At 49.6% G+C, this 25,671-nt stretch carries 27 protein-coding genes, 1 tRNA gene and 1 pseudogene; 12 read left to right on the forward strand and 17 right to left on the reverse strand.

The genetic code is table 11. The features are described from left to right. Positions 1 to 145: 145 nt before the first annotated feature. From PN498_RS06250 to PN498_RS06270, 5 genes are all read right to left on the reverse strand, one after another. Positions 146 to 346, reverse strand: coding sequence for a DUF2949 domain-containing protein (locus PN498_RS06250; protein ID WP_272061860.1), 201 nt, complete (start codon positions 344 to 346; stop codon positions 146 to 148). 347 nt (positions 347 to 693) lie between these two features. Further along, positions 694 to 1,287, reverse strand: a complete 594-nt coding sequence (locus tag PN498_RS06255; RefSeq protein WP_272061861.1) for a DUF192 domain-containing protein — start codon at positions 1,285 to 1,287, stop codon at positions 694 to 696. Between the two features lie 257 nt (positions 1,288 to 1,544). Next, positions 1,545 to 2,240: a response regulator transcription factor NblR gene (gene nblR / locus PN498_RS06260; protein ID WP_272061862.1), complete on the reverse strand. Its 696-nt coding sequence runs from the start codon at positions 2,238 to 2,240 to the stop codon at positions 1,545 to 1,547. A 162-nt stretch (positions 2,241 to 2,402) separates the two neighbouring features. Further along, positions 2,403 to 3,320 carry an NAD(+) kinase gene (locus PN498_RS06265; RefSeq protein WP_272061863.1) on the reverse strand — a complete coding sequence of 306 codons (918 nt, stop codon included), beginning with the start codon at positions 3,318 to 3,320 and terminating at the stop codon, positions 2,403 to 2,405. Positions 3,321 to 3,497: 177 nt separating this feature from the next. Beyond that, on the reverse strand, positions 3,498 to 4,277 hold the full coding sequence (locus PN498_RS06270) for a ZIP family metal transporter (RefSeq protein ID WP_272061864.1): 780 nt from the start codon (positions 4,275 to 4,277) through the stop codon (positions 3,498 to 3,500). A 305-nt stretch (positions 4,278 to 4,582) separates the two neighbouring features. Between PN498_RS06270 and PN498_RS06275 the strand changes: the two genes are divergently transcribed. From PN498_RS06275 to nei, 4 genes are all read left to right on the forward strand, one after another. Continuing rightward, a complete protein-coding gene (locus PN498_RS06275; protein ID WP_272061865.1) occupies positions 4,583 to 5,890 on the forward strand; it encodes a valine--pyruvate transaminase in 1,308 nt (435 codons plus the stop codon). 9 nt (positions 5,891 to 5,899) lie between these two features. After that, positions 5,900 to 6,508 (forward strand): ribosome maturation factor RimM, encoded by a 609-nt coding sequence (gene rimM / locus PN498_RS06280; protein WP_272061866.1) that lies wholly within the window; start codon positions 5,900 to 5,902, stop codon positions 6,506 to 6,508. A 524-nt stretch (positions 6,509 to 7,032) separates the two neighbouring features. Beyond that, a complete protein-coding gene (locus tag PN498_RS06285; protein ID WP_272061867.1) occupies positions 7,033 to 8,403 on the forward strand; it encodes a GH1 family beta-glucosidase in 1,371 nt (456 codons plus the stop codon). 156 nt (positions 8,404 to 8,559) lie between these two features. After that, complete coding sequence (nei, locus tag PN498_RS06290; RefSeq protein WP_272061868.1) at positions 8,560 to 9,384, forward strand: endonuclease VIII; 825 nt, start codon at positions 8,560 to 8,562, stop codon at positions 9,382 to 9,384. Between the two features lie 124 nt (positions 9,385 to 9,508). On the opposite strand, the gene PN498_RS06295 is transcribed toward nei, so the two are convergent. The 5 genes from PN498_RS06295 to PN498_RS06315 all read right to left on the reverse strand — a co-directional run bounded on the left by PN498_RS06295 (position 9,509) and on the right by PN498_RS06315 (position 14,833). Further along, positions 9,509 to 10,363, reverse strand: a complete 855-nt coding sequence (locus PN498_RS06295) for a sulfotransferase family protein (RefSeq protein WP_272061869.1) — start codon at positions 10,361 to 10,363, stop codon at positions 9,509 to 9,511. A 555-nt stretch (positions 10,364 to 10,918) separates the two neighbouring features. Next, positions 10,919 to 11,425, reverse strand: a complete 507-nt coding sequence (locus PN498_RS06300; protein WP_272061870.1) for a hypothetical protein — start codon at positions 11,423 to 11,425, stop codon at positions 10,919 to 10,921. Positions 11,426 to 11,576: 151 nt separating this feature from the next. After that, positions 11,577 to 12,875, reverse strand: a complete 1,299-nt coding sequence (eno, locus tag PN498_RS06305; protein WP_272061922.1) for a phosphopyruvate hydratase — start codon at positions 12,873 to 12,875, stop codon at positions 11,577 to 11,579. A gap of 306 nt (positions 12,876 to 13,181) precedes the next feature. Further along, a complete protein-coding gene (locus PN498_RS06310) occupies positions 13,182 to 14,072 on the reverse strand; it encodes a C39 family peptidase (RefSeq protein WP_272061871.1) in 891 nt (296 codons plus the stop codon). A gap of 236 nt (positions 14,073 to 14,308) precedes the next feature. Beyond that, complete coding sequence (locus tag PN498_RS06315; RefSeq protein WP_272061872.1) at positions 14,309 to 14,833, reverse strand: GNAT family N-acetyltransferase; 525 nt, start codon at positions 14,831 to 14,833, stop codon at positions 14,309 to 14,311. Positions 14,834 to 15,101: 268 nt separating this feature from the next. Here PN498_RS06315 and PN498_RS06320 point away from each other — a divergent pair, with 268 nt between their 5' ends. From PN498_RS06320 to PN498_RS06330, 3 genes are all read left to right on the forward strand, one after another. Next, positions 15,102 to 15,827 (forward strand): hypothetical protein, encoded by a 726-nt coding sequence (locus tag PN498_RS06320; RefSeq protein WP_272061873.1) that lies wholly within the window; start codon positions 15,102 to 15,104, stop codon positions 15,825 to 15,827. 57 nt (positions 15,828 to 15,884) lie between these two features. Then, positions 15,885 to 16,817 (forward strand): alpha/beta fold hydrolase, encoded by a 933-nt coding sequence (locus PN498_RS06325; RefSeq protein ID WP_272061874.1) that lies wholly within the window; start codon positions 15,885 to 15,887, stop codon positions 16,815 to 16,817. A gap of 145 nt (positions 16,818 to 16,962) precedes the next feature. Then, a tRNA-Gln gene (locus PN498_RS06330) sits at positions 16,963 to 17,034 on the forward strand. Positions 17,035 to 17,260: 226 nt separating this feature from the next. Here the strand turns inward: PN498_RS06330 and PN498_RS06335 are convergent. Beyond that, positions 17,261 to 17,398 (reverse strand): hypothetical protein, encoded by a 138-nt coding sequence (locus tag PN498_RS06335; protein ID WP_272061875.1) that lies wholly within the window; start codon positions 17,396 to 17,398, stop codon positions 17,261 to 17,263. Between the two features lie 217 nt (positions 17,399 to 17,615). On the opposite strand from PN498_RS06335, the gene PN498_RS06340 reads away from it, so the two are divergent. Continuing rightward, positions 17,616 to 19,145 carry a YifB family Mg chelatase-like AAA ATPase gene (locus tag PN498_RS06340; protein ID WP_272061876.1) on the forward strand — a complete coding sequence of 510 codons (1,530 nt, stop codon included), beginning with the start codon at positions 17,616 to 17,618 and terminating at the stop codon, positions 19,143 to 19,145. Positions 19,146 to 19,294: 149 nt separating this feature from the next. Here the strand turns inward: PN498_RS06340 and PN498_RS06345 are convergent, their stop codons facing one another. Further along, positions 19,295 to 19,678, reverse strand: a complete 384-nt coding sequence (locus PN498_RS06345) for a type II toxin-antitoxin system VapC family toxin (RefSeq protein WP_272061923.1) — start codon at positions 19,676 to 19,678, stop codon at positions 19,295 to 19,297. Further along, on the reverse strand, positions 19,678 to 19,908 hold the full coding sequence (vapB, locus tag PN498_RS06350; RefSeq protein ID WP_272061877.1) for a type II toxin-antitoxin system VapB family antitoxin: 231 nt from the start codon (positions 19,906 to 19,908) through the stop codon (positions 19,678 to 19,680). The genes PN498_RS06345 and vapB overlap by 1 nt, the downstream gene beginning before the upstream one ends. 169 nt (positions 19,909 to 20,077) lie before the next feature. On the opposite strand from vapB, the pseudogene PN498_RS06355 reads away from it, so the two are divergent. Both PN498_RS06355 and PN498_RS06360 read left to right on the forward strand, forming a co-directional pair. After that, positions 20,078 to 20,188 (forward strand): annotated as a pseudogene (locus PN498_RS06355) (ATP-binding protein); the annotation flags it as partial. Positions 20,189 to 21,083: 895 nt separating this feature from the next. Then, positions 21,084 to 21,878, forward strand: a complete 795-nt coding sequence (locus PN498_RS06360; RefSeq protein ID WP_272061878.1) for a VOC family protein — start codon at positions 21,084 to 21,086, stop codon at positions 21,876 to 21,878. A 152-nt stretch (positions 21,879 to 22,030) separates the two neighbouring features. Here the strand turns inward: PN498_RS06360 and PN498_RS06365 are convergent, their stop codons facing one another. The 3 genes from PN498_RS06365 to PN498_RS06375 all read right to left on the reverse strand — a co-directional run bounded on the left by PN498_RS06365 (position 22,031) and on the right by PN498_RS06375 (position 22,888). Beyond that, positions 22,031 to 22,219, reverse strand: coding sequence for a hypothetical protein (locus tag PN498_RS06365; RefSeq protein ID WP_272061879.1), 189 nt, complete (start codon positions 22,217 to 22,219; stop codon positions 22,031 to 22,033). Positions 22,220 to 22,276: 57 nt separating this feature from the next. Continuing rightward, entirely contained in the window at positions 22,277 to 22,597 is a 321-nt protein-coding gene (locus PN498_RS06370) for a 2Fe-2S iron-sulfur cluster-binding protein (protein ID WP_272061880.1), read from the reverse strand. 114 nt (positions 22,598 to 22,711) lie between these two features. Continuing rightward, complete coding sequence (locus tag PN498_RS06375) at positions 22,712 to 22,888, reverse strand: hypothetical protein (protein ID WP_272061881.1); 177 nt, start codon at positions 22,886 to 22,888, stop codon at positions 22,712 to 22,714. Positions 22,889 to 23,033: 145 nt separating this feature from the next. Here PN498_RS06375 and PN498_RS06380 point away from each other — a divergent pair, with 145 nt between their 5' ends. Together PN498_RS06380 and PN498_RS06385 are read left to right on the forward strand one after the other, a co-directional pair. Next, positions 23,034 to 24,257, forward strand: coding sequence for a lipid-A-disaccharide synthase-related protein (locus tag PN498_RS06380; protein ID WP_272061882.1), 1,224 nt, complete (start codon positions 23,034 to 23,036; stop codon positions 24,255 to 24,257). A gap of 236 nt (positions 24,258 to 24,493) precedes the next feature. Next, a complete protein-coding gene (locus tag PN498_RS06385) occupies positions 24,494 to 25,072 on the forward strand; it encodes a hypothetical protein (protein ID WP_272061883.1) in 579 nt (192 codons plus the stop codon). A gap of 74 nt (positions 25,073 to 25,146) precedes the next feature. Here the strand turns inward: PN498_RS06385 and PN498_RS06390 are convergent, their stop codons facing one another. Then, complete coding sequence (locus tag PN498_RS06390; protein ID WP_272061884.1) at positions 25,147 to 25,431, reverse strand: hypothetical protein; 285 nt, start codon at positions 25,429 to 25,431, stop codon at positions 25,147 to 25,149. Between the last annotated feature and the right edge of the window lie 240 nt (positions 25,432 to 25,671).

Below are 25,671 nucleotides of genomic sequence, written 5' to 3' on the forward strand. Positions count from 1 at the left end.
GGCTGTTTTGTAGCTGCTTTATCAAACTAACGCTTTGCCTATCAGCATCAGCACACTACCCAGAAAGAGTAGGCTGAACAGCACAGCTGAATCCGAAATGGCTTAGCGCTCTGTGATAACTACACCTTGTTGTGATATGACAACATCACGCTGCTTCCATCCAGTCGTAAATTTTTTCTAACTGCTCTAGCGTAATTAAGCCGTATTGCCAGAGGACCATTGGCAAAGGCCCTGGATCCTGCTCACAGTGGCGTAGCGCCATCTTAATGGAGTCCTGAGAAACGGCTAAGTCATTCTGCAGAAATCGAATTAAGCTGTCGTCGCGTTCAGTTGCTATATCTCGCATGTTTACTGCCATCCCTCTGGCAACCCAGTACTGCACATAGTTGGCAAGATTGTATCCAAGCCTTTCGGGGATGCACGATTCGGATAACCGATTCAGACAATACCGTAGTTAGTACGGAAGTTACGGATAAACCTTTCCAGGAACTTAAACATTAACAGGAGAGAATTACTAGCGAAAAGCTGAAGCCACTTAAGTCTTTCCTTTCCTCTGGTCCACACTGCTAACTATGCATCCTGCCTATCAAGGTGGCAATAGAGTATCAAATCTTTCTTGATTTTGACCAGTGCTTCGACGATAGTTTTATAGTTAAACTTAATGAAACTCAAGACTACGATAAGTAGCTGCAACTAATCGTTTACTGTTTGAGGCATATTTAACCACTCAATTGCAACGGTGTCTCCAACTTGTAGGTTGAGGTCTCCAGCCAAGCCACCTCGAAGCTCGATCACCTGATCTACGATTTGCTGATCAGGTCCGTAGGTGGGGCAGGGCATGGACTCGCAGGGGGGAACATTACTGGCGATATCAACGATTTGTCCTTGATAGATAAACACCATATCTAGAGGAATGAGGACATTTTTCATCCAAAAGCTCACACGGCGAGCCGGATCGAAGGGAAACAGCATGCCGTGGTCGTCTGCCAATGACTCACGGGCCATTAAACCAATGGCTTGCTGTTGCGATGTCAGCGCCACCTCTAGACCAATTCTCTGGCCTCCCAACTCAACGGCTGCGGTTATCGGCAGGTTTTGACCCTGGGCATCGAGTTGACGACTTAAAAGTGGAGACATCCGTTTTTCCTGCTGTGGCTTTTGGGCGATCGCGGGAACATCCGCCGGCAAAGAATTGGCTTCAGATAGGGCTGATGTACCACAGCTAGTTATCCCAACCAGGGTGATAAGCACACAGCTGGCAATTTCTGTTGACCACTTGAAAATCACAAAGCACACTCCAAACTCACACGTTGAGCCATGACAGATCAGCAGGACTCAGGAAAACAGGCAATCCAATGCCTTAAGGTCTAACCGTCTTGTCCTGACAGAACTAACAACCGCCATAGCTTAGATGCCCTGCTACATGAACCTATCGACCTAAGACTAGGTCGATAGAGTTTGACGACAACTGTTGAACTAGGTTTCAGCAAGGCTTAACTGTAAGGAATCTGGGAAAAGGATAAACCACTAGGCAACGGGTCTATTTAGCTCTCTCTCAAAACATAACCAACACCCCGAACAGTCTGTATCAGGCGTTTCTCATTGTTGCCGTCGATTTTGAGGCGAAGATATCGCACGTATACTTCAATGACATTAGATTCCCCCATGAAGTCGTAACCCCAGACATTTTCGAGAATTTGCTCTCGGGCAAGCACTTCACGCGGATGCTCCATAAGATATCGCAGCAGTTCAAATTCTTTCATCGTGAGGTCGATCTCACGGCCATTACGGGACGCTGTTCGGGTGCCTAAGTCCAGCGCAAGGTCGCTAAATCGCAGCTGCTCAGACGAGGTATCGCCGGGTTGCAAATAGATTTGGACAATTTTTAGGAAAGCATCCTCCTGGTAAGGTTTGAGACAATAGTCATCGGCTCCAGCCTCCAAACAGGCAATCCGGTCTTCAAGCGTATCCCGAGCCATGAGCAGCAAAATTGGAACGCAAAACTGAGCGCTGCGGAGCTTTTGGCAAACATTCAAGCCAGAATCGCTGCCCAACAGTCGATCAATGATGATGAGCGCAGGTTGAATTTTCTTAGCTTTCTCAATTCCCTTTGCTCCGGTCGTCGCTGTTTCGACCCCATAGCCAACTTCTTCCAAATCATGGCGAATACGATCTGTGAGATCACCGTTGCTGCAAATTAGCAACACTTTGGGAGCAACGTTATCGGCGTGACTTTCCATAAACAGTAGGATGAGCCGAGATTGTACAACCCCTATCTTAGAAGCACGGGACCGATGCATATGAGCCGATCGCTCAACTCTGCTCTGTTTGTTACTAATTTGAAAGAATCAGAGTGTGTTTCAAACCCAGAAAGTGCCGTGAAGCGATGGCAACGGCAGCTGTTAAGGCAGTTCAACAGAGGTGGGTTTGGCGATGTGTGGTAATCCCCATCCTAGCTTTTCCCTGAGCACTTTGAAGAATTCAGGCGATCGCAACCGGATAAATTTGGCTGTGTAGGGCGATCGCTCAGTCACCACCCAATCTTCTGGCATGACGTAGGAACCCGCGTTGCCATCGACCACCATCACCAGTGGATCCGTATTGGCCGAGGTGATCTTCACCGTCTCTGAGTCAGGAAACACAATCCCCCGGGAAGCCAAGGAATGAGGGCAAATGGGGATGAGCTGTGTGACTGAGACACCGGGAGTAATGACTGGACCACCAGCGGATAAGGAATAGGCGGTAGACCCAGTTGGTGTCGAAATGATGATGCCATCCGCAGCGATGTCCACTGGGGCATGATTGCCTACAGAGACCTCGAAATGGCACATGCTGGTCAGCGGCTCGCGATGAAGCACCATTTCATTCAAGCAGAGCACCTCCCACGCAACGCGATCGCGCTGACAGACCTTAACCACAATCATGGAGCGCTCTTCGAGGCGATAGTCACCCTCCAATACCCGCTCCATAACGTTAGGTAGCTGATTTAGATAAGCTTCTGTCAAGAACCCCATGTGCCCAGTATTGACCGTTAGGAGCGGAATTCCAGCTGGGGCAACCTGCCGAAAGGCCGACAAAACGGTTCCATCGCCCCCCAACACGAGGGCAAACATCATCGACTCATCGAAGTGAGGCGGCACCAAACTTTCAATTGGCGTATGACAGACTGGGCGTCCAGGACTGGAATACCCCAGCAAACCGCCCAAACCATTAGCAACATGAACTTCACAGCCTAGAGCTGTCAATTTCTCTTGCCAAACTACAGCAGCTTCACAAGCTGCTGGTTTAATGTCGTTGAAAATAATCCCAACCTTGGGCACGCGTCACGTCCGAGGGTCTAAACAAAGCTCTTTAGGGCAAACTTGAAGGAAAACCCGCTCCTGCTTTGGTATCGATCCGTCTCTGTGAAGAGAGGCTACCAGCTTACCCGTCTTAATAGGCTACCGCCTTTTTAGACCGCTTGCAGAAGCGTCTCCAAATTTGCATCTATTTGGGATTTATGCTTGCCCCAAAGCGATGTCTAAAAACATCATGGTGACAAAGCCTAGCATCAGTCCTAAGGTGCCCCTCTGACCTTGGGATTTTTGTGAAATTTCAGGGATAATCTCATCCACGATGACAAAGAGCATGGCTCCAGCGGCAAAAGCCATTCCCCAAGGTAGGGCTTCTTGGGCAATACCGACAATGCCCGCTCCAACAATGCCGCCCAGCGGTTCAACTAGTCCTGTCAGGGTTGAAATGCCCAAGGCATACAGGGCTGAATACTCCAAGTTGCGAAGCGACCAAGCGACAACTAGACCTTCCGGCATATTTTGAATGGCGATGCCCAGGGCAAGAACGATCGCGGAGGAAGTACTACCCGACCCAAAGCTAACGCCGACCGCCAAACCTTCAGGAAAATTGTGCAGTGTAATCGCAGCGACAAATAGCCAAATGCGCTTAAGGTTCTCAGCTTTGGGGCCTTCTTGTCCCTTGAAGAAATGTTCGTGGGGAAAGCGATCGTGGATCACCCACAAAAGTCCTCCCCCCAATAGGACGCCAATGACTATAATCATCGCTGCGATCGCCCTTGGATAGCCCAGTGCGATCGCGGCTTCAGTACCCGGCACAATGAGTGAGAAGGAGGTTGCTGCCAGCATAACTCCGCCACCAATACCCAAGAGAACACCCTCTGTCCGTTCTGAGGGATGGGTTGGTAACAGAACAGGTAAAGCGCCTAATCCGGTCCCAAGGCCAGCTAGCAGACTCGCGATCGCGCCCCAAATTAAGGTATCCACAATTCAATCAGTTCTCAAAGTGGGTGTGAGTGTGTGGTTTAACCAGTTTCTAATCGTTGCATAGTTCACCGATGCCGCTAGTTTAGCGGCTTTGTGGAGACTCATTTCTACAGCTTATTCATACCGGGTTGAGGATGCTATTCTGGCAAAACTTGTTATCGATTCGCGATTTTGGATGTCCGGTTTTGGATTGACAACTGTAAGCATTGCGGTGCTCTCAATTCCCAGCCTTTGAAGCAGCCACGCGAAGCGATGTTGATGGCTTTTTAAGAGCTGCCTATTGTCCACCTAACTCACCTTGGAATATGACTCCTGCTCTAACTCAATTCGGCGACCAAATGTCTCACCTGACGGGTGTACGAGCCATCATGAAAGACATTATCGAAACGTTACGAGCAGGCGATGGGCAGTCGTTTATTAATTTGAGTGCAGGCAATCCCGTCATTTTGCCGGAAGTAGAACAGCTTTGGCGTGACTGCACAACGGATTTATTGAACAGTTCCGACTACGGTGAAGTCGTCTGTCGCTATGGATCGAGTCAAGGCTATGAACCGTTCATTGAAGCGGTTCTGGCAGATTTTAATCAGCGCTATGGCCTGTCATTAACGGATCGCAACATTCTCATTACGCCCGGCAGTCAGTCTCTCTATTTCTTTGCGGCGAACGCCTTTGGTGGATATGCCGCTGGGGGGCAGCTGAAAGAAATTGTCCTACCCCTCAGTCCTGACTACACCGGATACGGCGGCGTCTCTTTGTTTCCGCAAGCTCTGAAAGCCTATAGACCAACCCTCGATGTTGATGCGCCTTCTCACTCTTTCAAGTACCGTCCCGATTTCAGTCAGCTAGAGATTACCAAGCAAACTGGGTTTGTCCTTTTCTCCCGACCCTGCAACCCCACGGGCAATGTGCTGACAGACGATGAAGTGAACCGCATCGCTGATTTAGCTGCTCCCCACAATGTCCCCGTTTTCATTGACTCCGCCTATGCACCTCCCTATCCTGCGTTGAATTTCACAGGCATGACCCCCGTCTTTCGGGAAAACACGGTGCACTGCATGAGCTTGTCGAAAGCGGGACTGCCCGGTGAGCGCATCGGCATTGCCTTGGGCGATGAATCCATCATTCAAGTGCTTCAGTCTTTCCAGACCAATCTTTGTATTCACTCGTCCCGCTATGGTCAGGCGATCGCAGCCCGAGCCATCGCGTCGGGAGCACTAGCGGACATTTCAGAAGCGGTTATTCGGCCCTACTACCAAAACAAGTTTGCGGTGCTTGAAGACAGCTTGACGTCATTCCTGCCTAAAACAGCACCTTGGTATTTGCACCGAGGAGAAGGCGCTATCTTTGCCTGGCTGTGGTTTGATCAGCTTTCCGCGACCGACCGAGAGCTATATCAGCAATTAAAGCGCTACGGGGTCATTGTTGTTCCTGGCAATCCTTTCTTCCCAGGTCTACAAGAAGCGTGGTCCCATACCCAACAGTGCATTCGCATTAGCCTGACAGCGACGGATGAGGACATCGTTCAGGGCATTCGCCATTTAGCAACGGTTGTGACTGAGTTGTATGCCCAGCAGTCTTCACACTCTCCAGTCATGGCGGGTTCATCTTTGTAAGAGTGGGTTATGGCAGATTCGCTGCAAGAGGAATGGTTGGAGATTGGCCGCATTGTTGCTCCTCAGGGATTAGATGGATCGTTACGGGTCTATCCCAACAGCGACTTTCCTGAGCGGTTTTTGGAACCGGGCGATCGCTGGCTCTTGAAACCCGGACAGAGCACTCCTGAAAGTGTGCAATTACTCTCGGGACGTTACCTCAGTGGTAAAGGACTATACGTCATCAAACTCAAAGGCATAAATTATCGCGACCAGGCAGAAACTCTACGTGATGCCAAATTGGTCGTGTCAGCGGGCGATCGTCTGGAATTGGAACCCGATGAATTCCATGTTTCAGATTTAGTTGGGCTTGAAGTCCGGTTGCAAGATACGGGACAAGCCATTGGCACGGTAGTGGATATCTATGCCGCTGGCAACGATTTGCTGGCAGTCCAGCTCAAATCGGATGGCGTAACAACGACCCCGTCACAGCCTACTAACTCTAAACCCGCTAGTCAGACTCAAGGTCAGAACAATCCAGTTCTGATTCCCTTTGTTTACGACATTGTGCCCGTTGTAGATTTGGCAGCGGGCTTCATCGAAATTACACCTCCTAAAGGTCTTCTGCCGACTGATTAGTCTCAATGACTGCCGATTCTTGCCGCGAAAATCCCCTCTTTTTGCTTCATCGCTTCCAAAAAGCTGACATTTCAGACCTGGGTTGGAAATTCAACCCCTTACTCGTGATGGCGCAGAATCCTAGAATTTGGGCTGAGCAACCCAGGCAGAGCGGGAAATGAAGAATCTGTCAAGGTAGGCGATCGCCTTATTACTTTCCGTTCAAAACTTGGGTAGTTTGAGAGTGCGAAACGCTGTTTCTGTCCCGCATGGCGGGCAACGGTGTAGCCCAGTAGATGACCTGACGTTAGGAAGAGTCTTGATATGGAACTTGCGATCGCGGCTATCGTTTTTGGAACAATCTTTGTGCTCTTTACCAGAGACGTTCTCGGTAGCTAAGTTGAGCTAGTGATGTCACTCAAGTAGGTCAGCAAAACAGAGCTGTCATTCCCGAGGCAGTTCTGTTTTGCTGTTGATACCCTGACAGTTGTCTTGACGTCATAAGCTACCCTATAGGCGCTGTTTCCTACTGGGCCTAAAACGTCATGACCTATTCGTTTCCGCCTACTTTTCAGTGGGGCACAGCGACGGCGGCCTATCAAATTGAAGGGGCTATTCAGGCGGATGGACGGGCTCCTAGTGTTTGGGATACCTTCAGCACACAAGCCGGAACCGTTTTGAATGGTGATACGGGCGCGATCGCTTGCGACCACTATCATCGCTATCGAGACGATATTCAGCTACTAGCTGACCTCGGAATTCAGCACTATCGCTTCAGTGTCGCCTGGCCTCGAATTCTCCCTCAGGGCAGTGGGGCTGTAAATTCCGCTGGTTTAGCGTTCTACGACAAATTAGTCGATGGGTTACTAGCACAGGGCATCACGCCGCACGTGACCCTATTTCACTGGGATAGTCCTCAAGCGCTGGAGGACCGCTATGGGTCCTGGCGCAGTCGCGAAATGGCAAAGGATTTTGCGGACTATGCCACAGTGGTTGTCAAGGCGTTGGGCGATCGGGTCACTCACTGGATGACCCTCAACGAAATCTTTTGCTTCACCCATTTGGGGTATGGCGTTAATCAGATCCCGCCCCATGCACCGGGTACCGTCGTGTCCTCGTTAAAGGACGTTTGGCAAACTTCTCACCATGCCCTGCTAGCCCACGGCCTCGGCTGTCAGGCCATTCGGGCAGCGTCTCCCCAAACCTGTACCGTCTCCCTAGTGGATAATTTTCTCGCGACTATTCCTACTGTAGAAACACCGGAAAACATTGCTGCGGCCCAAACAGCATTTCATACCGTTGGAACCAATGGCGGCATTATTTTTCCAGCCCTGACTGGAGAATACAGTCCGGCTCTGCTGGAACAACTCGGCGATCAGGCCCCTGATATTGCCCCCGGCGACCTGGACACTATTCGTCAGCCTTTAGATGCACTGGGCTTCAACGTGTACAGCGGTGTCTATGTCCGTGCGGCAGAAACACCCCTCGGTTACGAGATCCTGCCTTTTCCAAAGGGCTACCCTCGATTACATATGCCCTGGCTTCACGTTGTTCCCGAGAGTTTGTATTGGGGTGTTCGTCATGTCAGTACAACGTTGAACCAGCCGCAAATGCCGGTTTTCATCAGCGAGAATGGCTGTGCCGCTCAAGATGAGTTGACCCAGCAGAGCGAAGTCCTCGACCTCGATCGCATTCACTACCTCCGGCAATACCTGCATGCGGCCCATCGAGCCGTGGTGGAAGGCTATCCGCTACAGGGATACTTCTTGTGGAGTCTGATGGATAACTTTGAATGGGCTTATGGCTACGATCGCCGCTTCGGCATCACCTACATTGACTATCCCACTCAACAGCGCATCCCCAAGGCTAGCTTTTACTGGTACAAACAGTGCATCGCCGCCAACCAAATTCTCTAATAGCCGTGTACAGTTCGGTTAAGTACATCTCAGTATCTTAAGGGAGCAGGGAATGGGGAGTGCTTGATTCAAATGCATTCCGCTGTAAGGTGTTGGAGCGTCTGCATAAACTCATTCAGGACGTTACAGTATGAAGCGTTGTATCAGCAGACCTGAATGCCAGAAGGGCCAGAAATTCGAAAGGCGGCGGACAAACTGGAAAAGGCGATCGCTCGTAAACCAACGGTAGAAGTTTTCTTTGCGTTCGATCACCTAAAGTCCTACGGGGAGAAACTGACCGGACAAACAATCACACAAATTTCAACCTATGGAAAAGCCCTTGTTACGCATTTTGACAATGGCTTGTGCGTTTACAGTCATAATCAGCTGTACGGCAAATGGATAGTCCGCAAAGCTTACAACTATCCCAGCACCAATCGACAACTCAGATTTGCTGTCCATACCCCAAAGAAATCAGCCTTGCTCTACAGCGCTTCCGATATTGAAGTATTGCACGCGGAAGAAGTCGCCGAACATCCCTTCATTCAGCGACTCGGACCCGATATTTTGGATGTTACGGTGACCCCCGAGCACATTCTAGAGTGGGTCCAGAGTAAGGCGTTTTATCGTCGCCGCTTTACTACCCTGCTGCTGGATCAAGGGTTCCTTTGCGGAGTCGGCAATTATTTGCGCAGCGAGATTTTGTTTGTCAGCCGTATTCATCCGACCCATCGACCGACGGATTGCGATCGCGATCAGTTGGCCCGCTTTGCCGACGCTGCTCTGGCAGTGCCGCGCCAGTCCTATCAACACAGCGGGATTACGAATGATTTAGCGATCGCTGAAGATCTCAAAAAGCGCGGCTGGCCCCGTCGCCAATACCGCCACTGGGTTTTTGGCAGAGACGGACAAGGCTGTTACGTCTGTGGTACGACCATTCTCAAGGACCGCACAGGCGGACGTCGTTATTACTACTGCCCAGTGTGTCAAGCGGACTCGTGAAAAACCAGACTCAGTGCATCACTAAATGGCTCGTCGTCTTGTCCTAACGGAACTGACGACGACTATGTCTGAATGAAATCGTGGCTTTCTGCCGATTGTGCTTAGCCTTATGATATTGGCTGTCTTAATTGAAGATGGATGAAGTGAGTTGCAACAGGCGATCGCGGCAGTTTTCGTAAACAACCTGAGCTTGCTCAATAGACGCCGGAGAAACCGTTTCGTTTAACTTTCGAGGCGTTCTGACGATTTGCCCAGACAGAATATTACCGCGATGGTCTCCTACATGTTTAGCTCCTGTTGTTTTGAGTAGCTGATACTCTTCAGAAAATCCTACCTCAGTACCGAGAAAATGCTTTAAGGCTTCAAAAACTGAGGTGGTTTCGTTGATTAATTGATCGTGTTCAATGAGGAGCGATCGCGCTGGTGAGTCAATCTTTTCGGCATAGGAAACCAGCCCTTCCAAACGTTTGCAGTAATAGTAAAGTGTCTCCTCTTCAGACCAGTTAGGCTTTAAATCACGAATACTATTGAGTGTTCTTTTAGGTTCTCTAATGAGGAAAATACAGTTCATTGAAGATGAATCCAGTAGATTCAAATCAGTTAATTTATTGTTATGTAAAAGCTTGTCTAAAATGTACGTTTCGCTTAGAGCTAGATCCTGTAAATCAGAAAAGTTGCGATATTCTTTTGCTTGCCAATAAACCTTGAATAGCAGCTTTTTGAAATCTTCAGAAGACTGATAGCAAATGTGCGTTTCCCCATAGCCTGCAATGTCAGGATTGGTATTCAAGATATGAGTGAGCAGCGAAGATCCTGAACGCATATGACTCAGCATCCACAATACTCGATATGGACGCTGCCGAAAAGCGATCCGATAAGGGTCGGAGTGATGATAAAGCCGATAGCTCAAATACTGTTGAATTGAATAGTTCTTCCAAGAGCGGACACGGTCTCGTAGGCTTTGAGTTAATTGACTCATCGTTTGTTGTTGGGTTCTCCTAAGACTTTGAAGAACTTGGCTTAAGGCGTAGAAGAACGAGGGTGCATCTCACCTTTGTAGCCCTCACCCTAAATCCCTCTCCCAGGATTGGGAGAGGGACTTTCTCCGGCTCCCCTTCTCTCAAAGTTGGGAGAAGGGGTTGGGGGGATGAGGGCAAAATTGCAAAACTGGGATGCACCCAAGAACGACTACTTTATAGTGGTTTAAAAGTCTAGTTAGAACAAGACCATTGGCTGTTTCAATAGTCTTCCACCTTTCGCCATCTCCGCCTCAGAGTACCCATCTCAAATAAACAAACATGATTTACCTAAAAACTTCATGAACACTCACAATTTGGTGTCAGATTAGACTAGTACTCTACGGCAGAAGTATACTTGCCATTCAAAACACTGGGGAAACTTATTTGCCTTAGTTTTGAATTCTGTAGAGCTTTACTCTTCTCGTTTGCCTTTAGCGTTCTCGAAGAGTAGAGTGTTTTGAATTTTGAATTCCGTGTCGCGGTACTCGCGATGTTAGGAGATAGCCGGACCTACTTCAATCTGGAAACCAGGCATAGGGATCACCCAAAACGTTGATGCCTGAGCTTTTGCCATAGCGAATGACGATTAAATTAGCATCATCGCGCCCAACGTCTAGGTATCCAGAATCCCATACATCGAATTGCGTAACGCCCGTAACCTCTAGATAGTAGGCACCAGGTTCCAAATTCACAGCATAGTCGCGCCGAGTATTGAAAGCTTGAAAGAGGCGGCGTCCATTGAGGTAAATAGTGGCCCAATCCTCACCTTGGGCAACAAATCGAACTGTGACCTCTCGTTCTTCTTCCACGCGATCGCGCGGCACGATGATAACAGGGCCACTAGGAATAACGATGGGGACCTGAATTGAGATATCGGCGAGTTCCAGGCTAGTGGCGGAAACTGGCTCAATGGACGTGACGGACGGTAGAGTAGCCCCTGTTGTCAACAGCGCAGTGCTGATAGCCAAAGCAGACAGGACACGCGATCGCGCTCCTATTAACCCAGCATGTGGTGTGCTCATCAGGCTCGCCCTCACGGATAAACAGGGATAGCTCTAGCTTAGTCTGTTCATCCGTGAAACCCGCAGGTGGTGGGGACAGTTTCAGCAAAGGCAGAAGGATAAAGCATGAAGAGGTATAGTCATCTCTTTTTTATCCTTCTGCCGTCTACCTTCACTCCGGCATCTTGGGTCCCATTCCCACAGCGCCGGCATAGACAGCCTGATCACCAAGCTCGTCCTCAATGCGGAGGAGGCGGTTGTATTTTGCAATGCGCTCACTGCGACTAAGGGATCCTGTTTTGATCTGGCCTGCGCGGGTCGCAACGGCAAGATCCGCGATCGTGGTGTCTTCTGTTTCACCCGAGCGATGGCTGATGACTGAAGTGAAACCATTACGAGTCGCTAAGTCAATCGTCTCCAAGGTTTCAGTCAAGGAGCCGATTTGATTGAGTTTGATCAAAATCGAATTGCCTACATTCTCAGAGATGCCTTTCTTCAAGCGCTTTGGATTGGTGACAAACAAATCATCTCCGACAAGTTGAGTTTGCTGGCCCAACTTCTGCGTCAGCTTGGCCCAGTTGCTCCAATCCTCCTCGTGCAAGCCATCTTCGATAGAGACAATAGGAAACTTGCTGGTCAAGTCAGCTAGGTATTCGATCAGTGTTTCAGGCGAATTCGATGCGCCATCGTAGGTGTATTGCCCCTCGCTGTAGAACTCACTGGCGGCAACGTCGAGCGCTAGGGCGACTTGTTCTCCAGGTTTGTATCCTGCCTGCTCGATCGCTTGAATCAGCAGTTCTAAGGCCTCTTGATTAGATCCCAAATTGGGCGCAAACCCCCCTTCATCGCCGACGCCTGTTAGCAAACCTTTACCCTTCAACACCTGGCTCAGACTGGCAAACACCTCGGCTCCCCAACGCAGGGCTTCACCAAAGGTGGGCGCACCAATGGGGACAATCATAAACTCTTGAACATCGACGTTGTTATCCGCATGTGCACCACCGTTGACGACGTTCATGAGGGGAACAGGCAATAAATTAGCCAGCGGTCCTCCGAGGTAGCGATAGAGCGGTAGACCAACGGCGGCGGCGGCGGCTTTGGCATTGGCCAGAGAAACGGCCAGAATAGCGTTCGCGCCAATTTTTGATTTGTTGTCAGTCCCGTCGATTTCTAGCATGGCGGTATCAACAACGGTTTGCTCAAGCGCGTTGATGCCCATCAACTCAGGAGCTAGGGACTCTTCCACGTTTTCAACAGCCTTTAAAACACCTTTGCCGCCAAAACGGTTGGGGTCACCATCCCTCAGCTCGTGTGCTTCAAAGCTGCCTGTAGAGGCCCCACTGGGTACCTGGGCAAGGCCCGCTGCTCCCCCTGAAAGATAGACTTCTGCTTCAATCGTGGGCCGTCCGCGAGAGTCAATGATCTCTCGGGCTCGAATATCTTCGATGGAGGTATCCAGTTCATCAAACATCATTCCCTGCTTCCTCATAGAGACTGTAAGTGCGTACAGTGGGACAATCCATCCCTATGGGGATTTGCTGTGAGCGATCGCAAGTCACCTTTCTTTTAGCAGCTTTCTTTTAGCAGCTTGCCATACCAGCACACCGCTTCAGCAAATCCCGACAAGTAAGCATACGCTGTTCTTGCCCAGTCGCCATAGTGTTTAGCAACTTTTTCTCAACGAACGCACCGACAATGAGTGCATGACAACCGTCTGATCATTCAGCAGCCCGGTCCAATCTTGCATGGGGTCAATTCTGGGCGTTAGAACGGGTGCCTAAAGCTTCGTCGGTAACCCCGTCGGTTGACCATTGACCCGAGTGACAATACGTCCCCATCCGGCCTCGCCGCCCATATCCCAATAAATACGCTGCATTGTCCCATAGGAATAAGGGTCAAAAGCCGCCCAAGCATTCACGTCATACGAATCGCTTGAACCGTATCGAATGCCATAGGGATCATGGACTAAATAGACTCTTCTAACGGGATCATGCCCCACAATGATGCAAATATGTCCGCTGACTTTATACGCAAAACCCACAACTACGGGAATACCGTAACTGAGCGACAGCATGACATCTTGAGATGAGAGCGAACGACTAAAGTACGAGTCAATGCCAATTTCCTTCAAGGCCGCAGTTTGGGCATTGTGATCGACGGTATCGCCATACTTAGCAACAATGCGCATATAAACCGATTCGGGTTCTGGATAACCCTTTTGCTTAGCGGCCTGAGAGAGTTTTCCTTGCAGCAGATAGTCCGCCAGCATACAGTTACTGGTTGTGTTGCACTGTCGCCAACCTGCCCCTATTCTGGCGATGGTCGGGTCGTTGTTCATTTGCTGGAAATAAGGCACGTTGAGTTTGATGAGCTTTGTGGTATCCAGCTTGCCGACCCGAGTTCCACCGCCAGTTGATTTATCTGGTTCCCCTTCTATCTTGATATGGGGATCATAGCCGTAGACCTTTTGAATACGAGTGACGCCATCTCTCGTTGTTAAAGGAGAAGCCAACTCCATAAAGACGTGCTGGTTCCTATGTGGTGCCCAACGAGTGATGTAAAACTCGTGTCCCTTAGGCACATAGATTTTTTCATTGTTTCTCAAGTCTTGAGAAGCAATGGGTTGAGATTTGAGAAAAGTATTTCCCAGCGCACTCGCCTTTGGCATCGTTACGGTCTCCTCTAAAGCTTGGTCAATGGCTAACGGCTAAGCTCGCGCCAAAGTTGGCAAAAACTCTGGTGAGATTGTGATAACTCAACCTTTCCTAGCTCAACACAAGCCTATTTTGCCGCTAGTGTATGCGATCGCCATCCGAGTGTCTCATCAGTTAATGCAACTTATGGAATAGGCCAGAAGAAAGCTACCGGAATGACTGCGAGAGCAATGGGCTTTATGCTTTGACCCTAGTCTGGATACCAGAACATTCCCTTGATACCCTCTGGATCAGGCACAAAGCCCAAATTCCGATAAAAATCGACGACGTGGGGATCAGCAAACAGCGTAACGTTGCTAATATCTTCGCTCCGCAGCTTCTTAATGAGCTGCTTCATGAGTGTTTTGCCCAAACCTCGCCCCTGATAGTCAGGATGGACGACAACATCCCAGATTGTGGCATTGAAAGCATGGTCGGAGGTCGCCCGGGAAAAGCCAATCAATCGACGGCGATTGCCCTGCTGTTCCCACATAGTGATAACAAGAAAACTATTTTGAATGGCTTTTCGGACCTTGCGGATAGGACGTCTAGCCCAGCCGACTGCATCACAAAGCTCCTCAAGCTCATATAAGTCAATGTCTCGCTCAGTGCTAAAAATGATTTCGGTACCGCGATCTGCATTTGAGACCTCGGTAAGCGTGGTGGCTGATAGATCCTTATCCCGGGGGGGTGTATCGGTCTCAGCGCCTGTGAATAAACTTTTCCAGAAACCCATACAGGTTTGGACGATAGATGGTGAAGTAACAGCAAGAGTCTATTAGACTAATATATCCGCTGAGGTTTGTCTTTTGTGGATAAAGAAAAAACAGAATTGGCTTATCTTCTCGGCCAAATTCGCCTTATGGTAGGGGAATGCTAATCAGGGTATTTGTTCTAGCTACGGGCATCAAAACATAACGGCAGGGATAAGATGAGACATCGACTTCTCGACTTGTTTCTAAATCTCAGCAATCTCAGTCCTACTTCATGGGTTTTCCCTGGTTATGGCCGCTGGTTTAAAACCATCTACTGTAGAGCTGCTCAAGCGATTTAACCGGGCGTTCCCGCAATTCTATGAGCAGTTCGTCAGCAGTGAGATTCAACTTCAAAATCTACGGCTTGCTTATCAGCTCTATAAAACGCGCAAGGCTGTTATTGAGCTTAAGCCCGAGGGGAATCGTAGTGCGTTGCATTTTGCCTATCGCAATCAATCTTTTTTGCTCAGTGATATTTTTGGTGTTTTAGCCGCGTATGGTCTGACTATCCATAATCTCAGCCTTTATGGTCAGATCTACCCACCAATGTTGGTTTTCATCAAACTTGTTGTATCCCGTGGAGGCAAGACCCTGCCCCCCAAGACAGCAGATAATGTTTGTCGTGCTGTCAGAGAGGCACTATCGGGGCACTTCGAGGTTGAAGAAATGCTGACCGTTGAGTTCAACCTTAATGCAGGATTGGAGCAGGTTGAAACTGAATTTTATGTTGACCCAGTTTTTCATCTACCCGCGCTGCTTATTGAGGCAGACAACCAGCCTGGCTTGTTTTACAAGGTAATGTACGCCATCTGGCAAGAAGATTTATTGGTCGTCAATGCGAACCTGTTGGTGTGGCGAGGGCGGACTCGTCTAATTCTCTATCTGCTAGGTCCCAATGAGAGCTTAATTCCAGAATACCTGGGGCAAAAAATTGCTGAAGGTGTTCGCTACCGTTTGCTCAGTAAAAGCGGCTAGTCTTCAAAATAGAGGCCGATTGACAGCTTAACTGCTTTGTCAGGATATGATGAAAGCATGTCATATCATAATGTCCTCAGCGTTCCTCATTCTTACCACCTGACGCCTAAGGCAGATCACACAGACGCTACAGTCGTTTTTGTCCATGGTTGGTTGCTCAGTCACGGATATTGGCAGCCTGTGATCGATCACTTAGGCACTCGTTTTCAGTCCTTGAGTTACGACTTAAGAGGATTCGGAGAGTCTAACACTAAAATTGAGGCGAGATCGCTCCCCTCGCTGATGAACTTTGGCGAGCACCTTGACAATGATTCCCCTTTCAGCCTGACAGCCTATGCTCAAGATTTAGGTGCCCTACTGACGGACTTAGATCTGAAAAACGTTTGGCTCGTCGGTCATTCTTTAGGGGGAAGTGTTGCGCTATGGACCGCTAAGTTATTTTCAGATCAGGTGCAAGGCGTTATCTGTGTCAACGCTGGAGGGGGCGTGTACTTGCCGGATGAGTTCGCTCGCTTTCGCCGAGCCGGACAGCAGATTGTGCAATGGCGTCCTCGATGGTTAAAAGGGTTACCGTTCATCAACTATGCCTTTTCGAAGTTAATGGTCTTCAAGCCATTGGAATCGCAATGGGCAGAGAAGCGGGTTGAAGATTTGCTGTCTGCTCACAAAGATGCTGCTTTGGGGGTACTACTGGATTCCACGACTGAGGCTGAAGTGCATCGTTTGCCCCAAGTCGTTGCGGGTCTGAAGCAGCCTGCTTATTTCATTGCTGGAGCTGAAGATACGGTGATGGAAGAGAAATACGTACGCCATTTGGCTAGCTTTCATCCTTTGTTCGAAAGTCCTGAAGGCAATGTTCGAGTGTTGGCAGAGTGTGGACATATGGCAATGCTGGAACAGCCAGAAACCTTAGCCAAAACGATTTGTGAGCTGATTCCAGCGGCAAAAGCTCACGAACATCATTCCCATGAATCGAACGTTCATATTTAGCAAGCATCGTTAATCTGATACAGAGCGCAATGACAAAATTCTGTAGCGCTCTCGGACTTACAGGGCGGACTAGGTTCACATTTTCTTGCTCTAAAGTGTTGACACAGATGGGTTGAAAACTGTTAATGTAGTTAAGCCTAAGCAATGGGGTGTCGCCAAGTGGTAAGGCAGCGGGTTTTGGTCCCGCCATTCCTAGGTTCGAATCCTAGCACCCCAGTTCTTTGATTGATAGCCATAACTATTAGGCTTCTGCACCTAATAGTGTTCGGGCTGAAGGTAGAACTAGATGGCTTGCCATAGCTCTAACAAAACTGGCGACGGCTATACCGAAGCGGATTCTACGGAGCAGGGCGCTTTAGCATTAGCAGCAAACTAAAAATGACCACCCTACACTTTTAGACTGGTCATTTTACTAAAGAGACGTAAAGCCCAACTGAGGCGACTTACTTCTCAGCAGTGTCTTTAGGTTTTGCTTCCTGCTTATCGTCACCGTCGGTTGCAATTTCCTCAACCTTATCGATCGCCTTCTTAACGCGGTCTTCGTTCTTCTCGGCAAAGGATTTGTTCTTTTCAAGTGTCATGTGTGTTCTCCTGTCAAGAATGACACCTTTAACGTAATAGGGAGTGAGGCGATCGCAATCCTCTTAATGAAGGATTTCGGGCCGCTGATAGCCGTTTGCTGTCGACCATCTTCTTTGTAGGCAAAAAAGATACGGATTCTGAACTCTTCTATAAAATTCAGAACGTCATTTTCTGATCGGGCATTCTAAAGCAGCAACCAATCGGCTAAAGGGTGCCATGCTATCAAGAATTTGGAGTGCTGCCATTGTTGGCATCAACGCTGTCAAGGTGGGCGTGGAAGTTGATCTTTCGGGGGGACTGCCGACCATTGTGGTGGTAGGTTTGCCAGATACCGCAGTCCAGGAATCGCGAGAGCGGACGCGGGCAGCCCTCAAGAATTCTGGCTTTCCTTTCCCGACCCGAAAAGTCGTCATTAACTTGACCCCAGCGGATTTGCGAAAAGAAGGACCAAGCTTTGATTTGCCCATCAGCGTCGGCATTTTGGCGGCAACGGAACAGGTGAAACCTGACTTATTGGATGACTTTCTCTTCATGGGAGAGCTGTCCCTAGACGGTAGCTTGAGACCTGTAACCGGAGTTTTGGCGATCGCTGCTGCCGCTAGGTCGCTTGGATTTAAAGGGGTCATCGTCCCTGAAGACAACGCTCGGGAGGCAGCTGTGGTGCCTGCGATCGCAGTCTACGGCTTCAAGCACCTCTCAGACATTGCTGATTTCCTCAACGACACGACGTCGCGTCAGCCTCATCAACTGGATGGTAAAGCCGAGTTAGCCAACGGTCACGCCGGAGCATTAGATCTGCGGGATGTGAAAGGTCAGGCTCAAGCGCGACGAGCCTTAGAAATTGCCGCGGCAGGTGGGCATAATCTTATCTTTGTCGGACCGCCCGGTAGCGGGAAAACAATGCTGGCTCGCCGTTTGCCAAGTATCCTCCCGCCGCTCTCATTCGAAGAAGCGCTGGAGGTTACTCGCATCCATTCCGTGGCAGGATTGCTGAAGGAAAAAGGCAGCTTAGTGACCCATCGTCCCTTTCGCAGCCCCCATCATTCCGCGTCGGGTCCCTCTCTAGTCGGTGGTGGCAGCTTTCCTAAACCCGGAGAAATCTCGTTGGCTCACCGCGGAGTCCTCTTTTTGGATGAGATGACCGAGTTCAAACGAGACGTACTGGAGTTTCTGCGGCAGCCCTTGGAAGACGGCTACGTGACTATCACACGCACCCGGCAGTCCGTAGAGTTCCCAGCTCAGTTTACCTTGGTGGCAAGCACAAATCCTTGTCCTTGCGGGTATTACGGCGATTCGGTTCAGCCTTGCACCTGTAGTCCACGCAGTCGTGAACAGTACTGGGCGCGACTCTCTGGACCGCTGATGGACAGGATTGACTTACAGGTTGTGGTCGGACGGCTCAAGCCAGAAGAAATGACGCGCATCTCTGAAGGGGAGCCATCGGAAAAGGTGAGGATGAGGGTTGAGGTCGCTCGCGATCGCACCCGCGATCGTCTTCACTCAGAACCCTCACTGCAATGTAATGCAGACATGCAGAGTCGTCACCTCCGTCACTGGTGTCCCCTAGACGATGCTACCCAAACCCTCCTCGAAGGTGCCGTTCGTAAACTGGGCCTCTCCGCCCGCGCCACTGATCGCATCCTCAAAGTCGCCCGCACTATCGCCGATTTAGACAACTCCGACACACTCCAAGCTCCCCATGTCGCTGAAGCCATTCAATACCGCACGATCGATCGCATGCAGTAAAGCAACACTGTTAGCTGCGGCAAGCGTTTGCATAGTAGTAGTTTCAGCTCAGAGAGAAGAGTTTGCTGAAATCTTTACTGGATAGGGCTTCTAGGAAAGCATATGTATTTTTGATGTTGCAGCACAGTAGCCGTAAAATCTTGTTTTGGCTATGCCCAAAGCCTTTCTACTTCATAAGCATCAAATGCTCTATCGTTGCTCAAAATTATGAGGGAACGATTTATCGCTTGGGCAATCAGCATTCGATCGAATGGATCGCGATGGTGCGTTTCCAGTTTTCTAACCTGTGCCGTATCCAAAAATTCGATATGCAATAGCTCAATGTCGGAAGCTACTAATTCTGCACCAATGAGGTCATATTCCTGATGGAGGGCCAGCTTACCAAGCTGTACTTTAATAGCAATTTCCCAAAGACTGGCAATACTGAGATAAACGGTTTCTGCCGTATCGATAGTTTCTCGCAGGGTTGCTGGCAGTTTGGGATCATTTCCCGTCAGCCAAATGAACGTATGGGTATCGAGCAAAAATGTCATCACGACATATAGTCCTGCATGTCCTCTAAAGGCTCATCAAAATCTTCGGACAACGGCAGCACGAACATGTCCTTTAAAATGCCTGAACGTCGTTTTGCAGCTGTTTTCGATTTTGAGGTCTCTTTTTCAGCACAGTTAGACATTAGATAGAGTGCATAATGTAAGACCTCTTTCTTAAGGTCTTCTGGCATCTGCGCCAAAGTTTGTTCAATAGCGATATCTATCGTCATAAGATTTGCTTCTATGTCCTTCTGCCTTTAGCCATAACTAGTACCGTTTAGCGGATTCACAGTTCAAAACCAAGACCGATAATCTGCCACAATACTCCGCATGTAGAGCTCGTTTCTAGCGTGATGAACTAGTTGAAAGGCCAACTTGCTTCTTTTGTAAGTCCATTATCGCATCCTCAAAGTCGCCCGCACCATCGCCGATTTAGACAACTCCGACACACTTCAATCTCCTCATGTCGCTGAGGCCGTTCAATACCGAACGATTGATCGCATGCAGTAAAGCGACACCGTCAGCTGTGGCAAATGAACGTATGAGTATCGAGTAGAAATGTCATCACGACATGTAGTCCTGCATGTCCTCTCAAACAGGTGTCAGAATCGACGATAGATCTTACTCAATGACGTTTCAACCTATATTGAGTTGCTCTTTGGCTCAAACTTCACATCGCCACGATTTTTTTTCGCTTCTTCGATGAACTGGGGGAAATCCCTTGCCTCTGAGTTTATACGTGGGCCATTATAGAGTTATAGAAGTGCTCTATGCACGCCGCGACTCTACAAATCCGCTACGTTGAGCAGCCCCCGATGTTTTATGCATTGGGGGCTGCTGCTTGCAGACACGGATTGTATTGGGTCAAAGTAGCTCTTGCGTAGAAGCACTGAACTTCGAGCAACACCTGAATTTAACTGAACTTTTCCCTATGGTGCCTGAAAAGTTCATGGGCCAATATCTAAACATCCTGTAGACTCGCGTGTGCTCCTTGAGCACGGCTCGGGTTGGAGCTTCCCTAGGGATGTCTTCAGCCCGACTTTTTCTTTTTAAGGGGGAGTCGCAATGCTTGACGATGAATTCGGCTTCTCATCCTCATTCATCCGTCCGTACAGGCGAATATTCAAAGAACCGCTATGGTGCTTTGCAGCGATCTCAACTATTCAACTGTCAATTCTGATTTGATTTTGGGACTTGACCAATTAGTTCAGGCGAACTACTCTGGGTTTGTTGATCGCGACTAGCAGAATCGCGCTCTAGGGCAAGAAACTGACTGCATGTTCGTGTTCTTAGAAAAGAGGACTATTCCTTGTCGGTATCTAAGCAGTGTTAGATGCCAGAACGATGATTTGAATATCCCGAAACGGTTGAATTGAGTCCATAAATTCCGATAAAGGTGGATGCCATGACCGAATTTAAAGACTATGCTCCTGGTACCTTTTGTTGGGTTGATCTAGCCACCACAGATGCTGAAGCGTCCAAGAAATTCTACACTCAGCTCTTTGGTTGGACGGCGACTGACGTGCCTGCTGGGGAAGCAGGGACATACACAATGCTTGAAAAAGCCGGGAAGAATGTTTGTGCGCTTTACCAAATGGACGAGGTAATGCAGCAGCAAAGTCCGTCTCCTTACTGGCTGAGCTACGTCTCGGTGCAGAATGTTGACGATAGTACCGAGAAGGCCAAGACGCTGGGAGGCCAGATTTTGCAGACTCCCTGCGACGTGATGGACTCGGGACGGATGAGTCTGATTCAGGATCCCACGGGTGCAGTGTTTGCGCTTTGGCAACCTGGGCAGCACATCGGTGCTGACCTTGCCAATGAGCCTGCAACATTTTGCTGGAATGAGTTGCATACCAAAGATGTTGAAAAGGCTACTCAGTTTTATAGCCAATTGTTTGGCTGGGGCACTAAGAAGAGTCAAAACGCTACTGGGGGAGACTACATTGAGTTTCTGCGAGGAGACCATTCCGGTGCGGGCATGATGGAAATTCAGCCTGACTGGGGAGAGGTTCCTCCCAACTGGGCTATCTATTTTACAGTTGAAGACTGTGATGCCACTCTTGAAAAAGCTGAAGCTTTGGGAGGACACATCGAGATGCAGCCAATGGAGATGAAGGATGTCGGCAAGTTTGCGATTATCAAAGATCCTCAAGGTGCATACTTCACCGTGATTCAAATGCCGGAAGGTGTCAGCTAAAGCGATCGCCTTCAACTCCCTATTAATTCAAAGCTAAACAAAACCCCTGTCCTGCTGGAGGAGAGGGGTTTTGTTTAGCAAAACGCTTGAGGAAGAGGATGACCTTTATCCAGAACCGAATCTGGATAAAGGATTGCTCTATCCTGCTACTTTTAGTCTGCTGACTCTACTGCATTCGTCACAACCGCCTCGACTTGGGCCGTCTTTGTTGTCTCATCGACGCTAGCGATCGCCCATCGCAGCGGTTCGCCCCGCTTTCGCAGCTCTGCCTCAACTTGTTTGGGAAGTTCAGCAGGATCCTCAGTCAAGTCGATTTCAGCTGTAATAAAGTGTGTAGTCATGGTTGTAGTCTCCTTTTTGGGACGGCAAAGCGGCACTGGGCGTGATTCAAAGCTTCCTCAGGAGGATTGCCCAAACTGTTTTTGATAGACGATATCCTCTTTATTCGTCTCCAGCTTAATATCTGATCGTGGATAGGCCACGCAAAGGAGAGCATAGCCCTCCGCCTGCAAGTCAGTCCCGACCCCCATCCCGTCAGCTTGATCAACTGTTCCTTCTGTAATCAGCGCGGCACAAGTTGTGCAAACGCCCGCACTACAGGAAAAGGGCAACTCTAGCCCGGCTTCCTGTGCAGCTGCCAGAATGGTTTTGTCTTCTGGGACTTGAATGTGTACGGTTTCACCGTGGTGATTAATTTCGATGTTAAATGTGTTTGCCATTGGCCGATTTTGAGCCTGAATTCACCCAACAAAAAGCTCTAAAGATATTGATTTATCTGCGGTCCATCCTTCGGGAAGCCGCTACAGCGTCTACCACCTGCTAGGATTTTCGGACTAGGGAGTATCAGGGAAAATGCCTTCACACTCTGCGAGCAGGTCATCCATTTCTTCCAACGCTTGATTCACGTCGATGCGCAGCATTCCCAGATCAGGCTGCTCTAGCAGCTTGAGCAGTACCTCACGCTTGCTACGAATTAAGTTGACGCGATCGCGAATCGCTTGTACGTCCATGTTTGTTGTATCACTCTCCAGTTACTCAGCATAGGCAACTTTGGAGTCAGATGACACACGTTTTCCAACATTGAGGGCAATATTCCTCGCTTTTGCAGTAAGGTCCTTGTGTCTACACCAGTGATTTCTACGGTCTTGCGCTCAGATGATGGTTTCTCGGTTGCTCTGCATCAGCAATGGTCATGGGGAAGATGCGATCGCGGTACGCATTCTGACGGCGCTGCGATCCCACCAGCCAACCTTAGACATAGCAGCCTTATCCTTGGTGGGTGAAGGTACCGCCTTTCAGAAGCATGATATTCCGCTAGTTGCGGCAACAAAAACCCTGCCCTCCGGGGGATTCATCTATATGGATAGCCGCCAGTTAGCGCGGGATGTCGCCGGAGGACTAATGCAGCTCACTTGGACACAACTTAAATCGCTGAAGCAGTGGGCCAAGGGAGACGGTGCTGTCCTAGCAGTTGGGGACATTGTCCCAGCGGCTTTTGCCTGGTGGAGTGGTCTGCCCTACGCCATCGTTGGCACGGCAAAATCGGCCTATTACTTGAGAAACGAACAGGGTCGACTGGCGGATCTCCCGTGGTATGCAGGATGGGCAAACTCCATCTACTTACCGTGGGAGCGATGGTTGATGAACCGCGATCGCTGTCGGGCCGTTGTGGTTAGAGATCAACTCACCCAGTTGGAATTGCAGCAGTTGGGAATTTCTCCTGTACTCGCGGCAAATCCCATGATGGATGGATTAGGGGCGACAGCGCAGGGGGCGCAGCTTCAGCCGCATATCCACCACGCTTTGACAATCGTCCTCCTGCCAGGGTCACGTGCACCGGAAGCTTACGCCAACTGGCAGGTGATTCTGTCGGCGGTCGAGAGTGTGTTGCGACAGTATGCGCCGCGCCAAGTTTACTGTCTAGGTGCGATCGCGCCCGCTCTGGATTTAGTTCCCTTTCGGCAAGCGCTTGAAGAAGCCGGATGGCAAGCCGAGGGCGATCATGTCCGCAATCATTTCACGTATCAGAATGGTGGGCTGATATTGACGCAGATGGCCTACAGCGATTGCTTGCAGGTAGCGCAGGTCGCGATCGCGATGGCGGGAACTGCAACTGAGCAATTTGTTGGATTAGGAAAACCTGCGTTTACGCTTCCGGGCAAAGGACCGCAGTTCACGCCAACCTTTGCCAAACTGCAAACGCGGTTGCTGGGAGAATCGGTTGTGCTTGTGGAGACTGCCGATCAGGTCGGCGCAGCTATGGAGTCCGTTTTAGCTGATGTTGATCGTCTCAACTCAATTCAGCACAATGGAATACGACGCTTGGGAGAACCTGGGGCTGCTGAGGCGATCGCGGCGTTTCTCGCACAACATCTTTAGGGGCATGATTCAACCCAGTCCTCAAAATGCGTGCTCTAAATACGCCTTTAGCTAAATTCGGCAGGGACAACCCCACATGACTTAAGTAACTACGGCCAGCGTAAGGTGAGCAGTGCCCACCCTACTAATTCCTAACTCCTGCCCAAAAGGTAGACCGACTAGTCTATGAGTTCTTTCCCTCTAAATAGGCTAAATCTCCCTATCTGCGGAGAAAGAAAAAAATCAAATTCGTCACCATGAAATCGTTGCTTCTGGCACTCAAACTCATCATTTTGAAGGCCGAAGCGGGAAAGAAACGGAAAACGGAAGGAGGCTCTATGGAAGGGCAAAGCACTCAAAAGCGACCCCAGCTGAAGCAAGGGGAAATTGCAGTATTCAACAATTGGAATGAAGCTCAGAAAGCAAAGACGAAGCTTGAGCGCTCTGAGTTGTCCCTGCGGAATCTCAAAGTTGAGGGGGAGATAACTCCCTACGAAGAGGTTTCGGCGATGGGAACAACTGTAGGGGCTGAGGCTGGCATCTTGCTCGGTGCTTTTCTAGGCGGATCTTTGGGAGTTATCTTTGTCTCTATCGTTTCAACCTGGCTGCATGGAGGCATCATCAACTCTCCCTTTAACCAAGCTTCTATCGTTGTGTTCACTATTGCTGGTGCGGTTCTAGGCGTCATCTCTGGCAATCGAATTCGTGCCAATGCTAAGCCTAAACAGAAGCAGAAAGGTAACCCCAATGTACCTCGTCGTTTTCAGCTGACTGCTGATGCCAGTACAGAAGATTTGGCAAAAGCGCGCGAGATGCTGGGTTACGCAGTGAGCTAGGCGATCTGACAGCAGCATAGACGGGTACGGAGACCGCCGCATGAATGCCTCCTCCCCGTACCCGTCATCAATCGCTACTCGAACAATCTGTCACGCTGCAAATACCGCAACACGTCACCGGGGTCTTGGCGAATTAATACGCCGTTTTCCGGCACGTCGATTTTGGGACTCCACTCAATGCGCTCGATACAGTTCCGGAGGTGGAAGAGATCAATCGCGCTTTGGGTATCGGCTTCAGTGCCGACGAGATAAAGCCGCAGCCGTTTATGTCGTCGCTGGGGATGAGTGGGATAGCTCGGCAACGACGATGGTGCCGCCTCAATATGGTGAGACGGCAAAAAGTATTGAATAGTAATCACTGGGGATTCTCCAAAAGTGTGTTGGATGAATCCCCGAAGATTTAGTCGCCCTTAGACGAAGCGCTTCGGTAGGGCGACCTAAAATAGGTGCAGCCTATACGACAGGCTGTTTCTGTCTATGGGTTAGGCGCTGGTTTGTGTTGCCGCACTTGCCAGTGCCGCCGACCAAATTTTCGGGGACAGCAAGCTGCACGGAGGCAGCTATGGTTGCTGATAATAGTTCATTTGCTTCTCTAAGGC

Source organism: Oscillatoria sp. CS-180, from assembly GCF_028330965.1.
GTDB lineage: Bacteria > Cyanobacteriota > Cyanobacteriia > Phormidesmidales > Phormidesmidaceae > Halomicronema.